The sequence below is a fragment of the Enterobacter sp. CFEC122 genome, from assembly GCF_052983755.1.
In genome coordinates, this window is the sequence record NZ_JBRIQR010000009.1 from 145,982 (window position 1) to 152,821 (window position 6,840).

Consider the following 6,840-nt stretch of genomic DNA (forward strand, 5'->3'; position numbering starts at 1 on the left):
AGACCCGTAGGTCGGGTAAGGCGCAGCCGCCACCCGACGAAAAAAAACCTCTCACACGAGAGGTTTTTTATTTCAGCGGCTCTGAATCGCCAAATCACCCGGCAGCGTTTTCTGCATACGGTGCCAGATTTCACCGGAATCGTGACCGTAGCGGCGCACTGTCTCATACACCTGATCGTGCAGACCTTCGGAGCACAGCTTGCTCAGCTTATGGTAAAAGCCCAGCGCCAGGCTGCGGGCTTCGGGATTGGCAAAATAGTGACGGCCAATACGGGTGTAGAGTCCCTTCATACCGTTGAGGATCAGACCGTACACCGGGTTGCCGGAGGCAAACGCCAGCCCACGGAAGACGTTGTAATCGAGGGTGACGAACGCGTCGGCGTGATCTTCCACCTCGTTGGCACTGGCCAGCACCGCAAGCGCATCTTCCGGATGCTGGCGGAAAGCCGTACGAATAAAGATCGTCGCGATGTTGGTGCGAACGGAGAGCAGATTATCAATGAGCTGCGGCACGCTTTCATGATCGAGACGCGCCAGCGTTTCAAGAATGTTCAGCCCGGAGGTTTCCCAGAAGTTGTTCACTTTTGTTGGCTTGCCGTGCTGGATCGTCAACCAGCCATCGCGCGCCAGTCGCTGAAGCACTTCACGCAGCGTGGTGCGAGTGACGCCAATCAGTTCAGAGAGTTCGCGTTCAGCCGGAAGAATGGACCCCGCAGGGAAACGATTATTCCAGATGCTTTCAATGATGTACTCTTCCGCGAAACCCGCCGGGCTCTGCGCCTTAATGACCATAGTGAGATTTCCATTACACAGCTTTAGCAAATTGGACTCATCATACCAGAGGCGTGCAGTGGCAGGTAGCGCGGCAAAGAGAGAAAAGAGGGATCGCCGTTTCATTTTTATGAAATTTACAATGCGGTCTTATCCGCGTCTGGACCGTGAATTTTGCGTATACTGATGTTTTGTCTTACTTGACGGGGAAGGACGTCTGTCGTGGAAATTTCTTTTGGGCGCGCTCTGTGGCGCAATTTTTTAGGCCAGTCTCCTGACTGGTACAAACTGATACTGCTGGTGTTCCTGGTCGTTAACCCTCTCCTCTTTTACGTGAACCCGTTCGTTGCCGGGTGGCTGCTGGTCGCGGAGTTTATCTTCACCCTGGCGATGGCGCTGAAATGCTATCCCCTGTTGCCGGGCGGATTGCTGGCGTTTGAAGCGGTAGTGATTGGCATGACCTCTGCCGAGCATGTCAAAGCAGAGCTGGCATCCAATCTTGAAGTGCTTCTGCTGCTGATGTTTATGGTGGCGGGCATCTACTTTATGAAACAGCTGCTGCTGTTTATCTTTACGCGCCTGCTGCTCAGCATTCCGTCGAAAATGGTTCTCTCGCTGGCGTTTTGCCTTGCGGCGGCCTTCCTGTCAGCCTTCCTGGACGCGCTGACGGTCGTCGCGGTGGTGATAAGCGTCGCGGTGGGGTTTTACGGTATTTATCACCGCGTGGCCTCCTCTCGTCCGAGTGAGGATCTGCAGGATGACAGCCATGTCGATGCGCATAACCGTGAGGTACTTGAGCAGTTTCGCGCCTTCCTGCGCAGCCTGATGATGCATGCCGGCGTCGGTACCGCACTGGGGGGCGTGATGACGATGGTGGGCGAGCCGCAAAACCTGATCATTGCGAAAGCGGCGGGCTGGCACTTCGGTGATTTCTTCCTGAGAATGGCCCCGGTGAGCGTGCCGGTGCTGATCTGCGGTCTGGCGACCTGTTTGCTGGTGGAGAAGTTTCGCCTCTTTGGTTACGGGGCACAACTCCCGGAGCCGGTACGTCAGGAGCTGCATAAATTCGATCTGCAGAGCCGACGCCAGCGGACGCGCCAGGAGACGCTGCGCCTGATTGCACAGGGGATCATCGGCGTCTGGCTTATCGCCGCGCTGGCGTTCCATCTTGCTGAAGTGGGGCTGATTGGTCTGTCCGTGATTATTCTCGCCACTACCTTTACCGGCGTGACGGATGAGCATGCCATCGGCAAAGCCTTCACCGAAGCGCTGCCGTTTACCGCCCTGCTGGCGGTGTTCTTTGCGGTCGTGGCGGTGATAATCGACCAGCACCTGTTCGCGCCGATTATTGCCTTTGTCTTACGGGCATCGCCGGATGCTCAGCTGTCGCTGTTTTACCTGTTTAACGGCCTGCTCTCGTCAATCTCAGATAACGTCTTTGTCGGGACGGTTTACATTAACGAGGCTAAGACCGCGATGGAGCAAGGCGTGATCAGCGCCGGACAGTTTGAACTGCTGGCCGTGGCGATCAACACCGGTACCAACCTGCCGTCGGTGGCGACACCCAATGGCCAGGCCGCCTTCCTGTTCCTGCTGACCTCCGCCCTTGCGCCACTCATACGTCTTTCTTATGGAAGAATGGTCTGGATGGCCCTGCCCTATACGCTGGTGCTTACGATCGTGGGATTGCTTTGCGTCAAAATTACCCTTATTCCCTGTACGCAATGGTTGATACAAGCGGGTATACTTGCGGCGCAGTAAACACTGCAACTCGGGCAGTTCGCTGCCCGTTTGCCTTTTCGCACGATAAACATCCAATTACGTTTTATTTCGCCAGGTACAGGTGGCGCGAAAAACGAATTCGTTTACACTGCGCTTTCTAAGCATGTTCCAGGGAAATGATTATGTTGAGATTTTTAAACCAGTGCTCCCGCGGTCGCGGAGCGTGGTTGTTAATGGCCCTGACCGCCTTTGCGCTGGAAATGGTCGCGCTGTGGTTCCAGCACGTAATGGGACTCAAACCATGCGTGCTCTGTATTTACGAACGCTGCGCGCTGTTCGGCATTATGGGGGCTGGCCTGGTCGGCGCGATTGCGCCGAAGTCGCCGCTTCGCTATGCCGGGATCGCAATCTGGCTCTACAGCGCCTGGAAAGGCATTGAACTCTCCTGGCAGCACACGATGATGCAGCTGCATCCGTCACCGTTTATGACCTGCGATTTTGCCGCCCGCTTCCCGAGCTGGCTGCCGCTGGACAAATGGCTGCCGCAGGTGTTCGTTGCCTCCGGTGACTGCTCCGTTCGCCAGTGGGAATTCCTGACGCTGGAGATGCCGCAGTGGCTGATGGGCATTTTTGCCGCCTACTTCGTCGTGGCGCTGCTGGTGTTGATCGCTCAGCCGTTCAAACCGAAGAAACGCGATTTGTTCGGACGCTAATTCGCCCGGCGGCGCTTCGCTTGCGCGGGCCTACGGTTTTGTAGGTCGGGTAAGCGCAGCGCCACCCGACACAACAGCGCACAATAAAAAACCCGCTTTGGCGGGTTTTTTAATCTCAACGGGTCGGGTGGTTCATGATGTGATCTTCCCAGTCCCGCACCTCGGACTCTTTCACCGCAATGTGGCGCACGGAGATACGTTCGCCGTGCATCGCCGCTTTTGAACCGGTCAGCAGGGGGTGCCAGTCAGGCAGACCTTTCCCCTCCGCCAGCAGGCGATACGCGCAGGTATGCGGCAACCATTCAAAGGTGGGCAGATTCTCACGGGTTAATTTAATGCAGTCTGGCTCGAACTCGAAGCGGCGCTCGTAGTTGCGGCACTGGCAGGTTTTGATGTTCAGCTGCTTGCAGGCCACGTTGGTGAAGTAGATTTCGTCCGTGTCTTCATCCATCAGCTTGTGCAGGCAGCACTGACCACAGCCGTCGCATAAGGATTCCCATTCCGCGTCGGTCATGTCGTCGAGAGTTTTGCTTTGCCAGAAAGGGATGTCGTTCATCAGGATGTCCACACGTCAAAAGAAAGCGCACCTTATAACGAGTCTGGCACGTCGTTGCAAGTTTTGCCGCCCTTTTCAGGCGGCAAGAGGAGGTTACAGCACGCGGGTTTTCAGCGACAGGCCCTTAAAACCAACTTCAAGTTCATCACCGCTCGCGAGCGGACCAACGCCTTCCGGCGTGCCGGTCAGGATCACATCACCTGGCTTGAGGGTAAAGAAGCGGCTCATGTAGGCGATCAGCGGCACAATCTTATGGATCATGTCTGCCGTGGTGCCCTGCTGGCGGATTTCACCGTTAACCTTCAGGCTGAGCGGCGTATCCTGCGGATCGCCGGTAAATTCGCTCACCGGCACAAACGCCGAAATCGGGCAGGAATTATCAAACCCTTTGGCTTTTTCCCACGGCTGCCCCGCTTTCTTCATTTTACCCTGCACGTCGCGTAGCGTCAGATCCAGCGCCACGCCGTATCCGGCAATCGCTTTCTGCACATGCTCTTCGGAGGCCTGACGCAGCGTTGCGCCGATCAGCACGGCGAGTTCCACTTCGTGGTGCACCGAGCCGAGCCCCTGCGGCAGGGCCAGCGGCTGGCGAATATCGCAAAGCGCCGTTTCAGGCTTAATGAACAGAACCGGCTCTTCTGGCGTCGCACTGCCCATCTCCTGAATATGTTTTGCATAGTTGCTGCCCACGCAAACCACTTTGCTGACGGGATAATCCAGTAATGCACCTTGCCAGTGATGATGTTGATACATGGTCGACCCCTAAACGGTTGATGTGTTGTGCTCAAAAACAGTTGAGGCTATTTTTTCCCGTTCGCCTCAAGATGCTGTTTTAATAAATTCTCGGGTGGCGGCGGAAGCTGTAAATAATAGCCCTGCTCGGCTAATGCCGTTTTCACTTTCTCCAGATCGGCATTCACCAGTTTCTTGCGACCATCAAGCGGCAGCAGCATCGCCATCTGCGGTCGGCCAAAGCTCTTCATTAATTCTTCAGGCACGCGTGAAAAATCGTCTTTCTTTTCGACATAAAGATAGGTCTGGTCACGGGTTGTACTTCTGTAGATCACACAAAACATGTTTTTACTCTGAATTAATGGGTGGTTGCTTGCCTCAATATACTCCTGACTATAACATGCCTGATACTCTTCGGAATATCGCAGCGAGTGGTTGCGGTTAATAGCAAATTGAGTAAGGCCAGGATGTCAAACACGCCCATCGAGCTTAAAGGCAGTAGCTTCACCTTATCAGTGGTACATTTGCATGATGCAAAACCCGAGGTTATTCGTCAGGCGTTAGAAGACAAAATCGCCCAGGCTCCCGCCTTCCTGAAGCACGCCCCTGTTGTTATCAACGTCAGCGGTCTTGAAGCGCCGGTTAACTGGAAACGTCTCCAGCAGGCCGTCTCCTCGACCGGACTGCGTATTGTCGGCATCAGCGGCTGCAAAGATACTGAACTGAAAGCGGAAATTGACCGTGCGGGGCTGCCGCTTCTGAATGAAGGCAAAGAAAAAGCCCCGCGTGCGGCACCCGTTGCCGTCGAAACGCCCCCTCCTGCGGCGCAAAACGTTACAAACATCACAAAAACGCGAATGATTGATGTGCCGGTTCGTTCCGGTCAGCGCATTTATGCACCAAACTGTGATCTGATTGTTACAAGCCACGTCAGTGCTGGCGCTGAGCTGATTGCAGATGGCAATATTCACGTTTACGGTATGATGCGTGGACGTGCGCTCGCAGGTGCAAGTGGCGATCGGGACGCGCAAATATTTTGTACTCACCTGACGGCGGAACTGGTGTCCATCGCAGGTGAATATTGGCTGAGCGACAAGATCCCAGCCGAATTTTATGGCAAAGCGGCTCGCCTGCTTCTGGCAGACGACGCGTTGACCGTTCAACCGTTGAATTGATCCCTTTTTAACAAGGAATTTCTATGGCACGCATTATTGTTGTTACTTCGGGTAAAGGAGGCGTTGGCAAGACCACCTCCAGCGCGGCCATCGCTACTGGTTTGGCCCAGAAGGGAAAGAAAACCGTCGTTATCGACTTCGATATCGGCCTGCGTAACCTCGACCTCATCATGGGATGTGAGCGTCGCGTCGTGTATGACTTTGTGAACGTCATTCAGGGCGATGCCACGCTGAACCAGGCGCTGATTAAAGACAAGCGCACCGAGAACCTCTACATTCTCCCGGCTTCTCAGACGCGTGACAAAGACGCCCTGACCCGTGAAGGGGTAGAAAAGGTGCTCGACGAGCTGAAAAAAATGGAGTTCGACTTCATCGTCTGTGACTCCCCTGCCGGCATCGAAACCGGTGCCCTGATGGCGCTCTACTTCGCTGATGAAGCGATCATCACCACCAACCCTGAAGTTTCATCCGTGCGTGACTCAGACCGCATTCTCGGGATCCTCGCCTCTAAATCCCGTCGTGCGGAAAATGGCGAAGACCCGATTAAAGAACACCTGCTGCTCACCCGCTACAACCCGGGCCGCGTGAACAAAGGTGACATGCTGAGCATGGAAGACGTGCTGGAGATCCTGCGCATTAAGCTGGTGGGCGTTATCCCGGAAGATCAGTCCGTGTTACGCGCCTCTAACCAGGGCGAGCCAGTGATCCTTGATACAATGGCAGATGCAGGTAAAGCTTACGCCGATACCGTTGACCGTCTGCTGGGAGAAGAACGTCCTTTCCGCTTCATTGAAGAAGAGAAGAAAGGTTTCCTCAAACGCCTGTTCGGAGGATAAGTTATGGCATTACTGGACTTTTTTCTCTCGCGGAAAAAGAACACCGCCAACATCGCAAAAGAACGTCTGCAAATTATCGTTGCGGAGCGTCGTCGTAGCGACGCCGAGCCTCACTACCTGCCGCAGCTGCGCAAGGACATCCTGGAAGTGATCTGTAAGTACGTGCAGATTGACCCGGAGATGGTGACGGTGCAGCTGGAACAAAAAGACGGGGATATTTCGATTCTGGAGCTGAACGTGACGCTCCCGGAAGCGGAAGAGTCGCGTCCGTAGGTTTGTGATTTCGTCGCCCCGGTAAGCGCAGGGTATGAACCGGAAACATGGGTAACACTTTA

General features: G+C 54.9%; 9 protein-coding genes. 5 read left to right on the forward strand and 4 right to left on the reverse strand.

The genetic code is table 11. The annotated features are described in order from the left end of the window. Positions 1 to 72 precede the first annotated feature (72 nt). Complete coding sequence (gene fadR / locus ACVCAM_RS08780) at positions 73 to 792, reverse strand: fatty acid metabolism transcriptional regulator FadR (protein ID WP_407223462.1); 720 nt, start codon at positions 790 to 792, stop codon at positions 73 to 75. Between the two features lie 201 nt (positions 793 to 993). Between fadR and nhaB the strand changes: the two genes are divergently transcribed. Next, positions 994 to 2,532, forward strand: a complete 1,539-nt coding sequence (gene nhaB / locus ACVCAM_RS08785; RefSeq protein ID WP_407223463.1) for a Na(+)/H(+) antiporter NhaB — start codon at positions 994 to 996, stop codon at positions 2,530 to 2,532. A gap of 143 nt (positions 2,533 to 2,675) precedes the next feature. Then, the gene (dsbB, locus tag ACVCAM_RS08790; protein ID WP_407223464.1) at positions 2,676 to 3,206 is read left to right on the forward strand and encodes a disulfide bond formation protein DsbB; all 531 of its coding nucleotides are present in this window, start codon (positions 2,676 to 2,678) and stop codon (positions 3,204 to 3,206) included. A gap of 115 nt (positions 3,207 to 3,321) precedes the next feature. Here dsbB and ACVCAM_RS08795 read toward each other — a convergent pair whose 3' ends face one another. The 3 genes from ACVCAM_RS08795 to ACVCAM_RS08805 form a co-directional block, all read right to left on the reverse strand. Then, complete coding sequence (locus tag ACVCAM_RS08795; protein WP_008500509.1) at positions 3,322 to 3,762, reverse strand: YcgN family cysteine cluster protein; 441 nt, start codon at positions 3,760 to 3,762, stop codon at positions 3,322 to 3,324. A 93-nt stretch (positions 3,763 to 3,855) separates the two neighbouring features. Then, positions 3,856 to 4,515: a fumarylacetoacetate hydrolase family protein gene (locus tag ACVCAM_RS08800; protein WP_407223465.1), complete on the reverse strand. Its 660-nt coding sequence runs from the start codon at positions 4,513 to 4,515 to the stop codon at positions 3,856 to 3,858. A gap of 47 nt (positions 4,516 to 4,562) precedes the next feature. After that, a complete protein-coding gene (locus ACVCAM_RS08805; RefSeq protein ID WP_008500507.1) occupies positions 4,563 to 4,838 on the reverse strand; it encodes a YcgL domain-containing protein in 276 nt (91 codons plus the stop codon). 123 nt (positions 4,839 to 4,961) lie between these two features. Between ACVCAM_RS08805 and minC the strand changes: the two genes are divergently transcribed. The 3 genes from minC to minE are packed head-to-tail and all read left to right on the forward strand — an operon-like array spanning position 4,962 to position 6,778. Then, a complete protein-coding gene (minC, locus tag ACVCAM_RS08810) occupies positions 4,962 to 5,669 on the forward strand; it encodes a septum site-determining protein MinC (protein WP_008500506.1) in 708 nt (235 codons plus the stop codon). A 23-nt stretch (positions 5,670 to 5,692) separates the two neighbouring features. Next, positions 5,693 to 6,505, forward strand: coding sequence for a septum site-determining protein MinD (gene minD / locus ACVCAM_RS08815; protein ID WP_008500505.1), 813 nt, complete (start codon positions 5,693 to 5,695; stop codon positions 6,503 to 6,505). Positions 6,506 to 6,508: 3 nt separating this feature from the next. Beyond that, a complete protein-coding gene (minE, locus tag ACVCAM_RS08820) occupies positions 6,509 to 6,778 on the forward strand; it encodes a cell division topological specificity factor MinE (RefSeq protein WP_008500504.1) in 270 nt (89 codons plus the stop codon). The last annotated feature ends 62 nt before the right edge of the window (positions 6,779 to 6,840 follow it).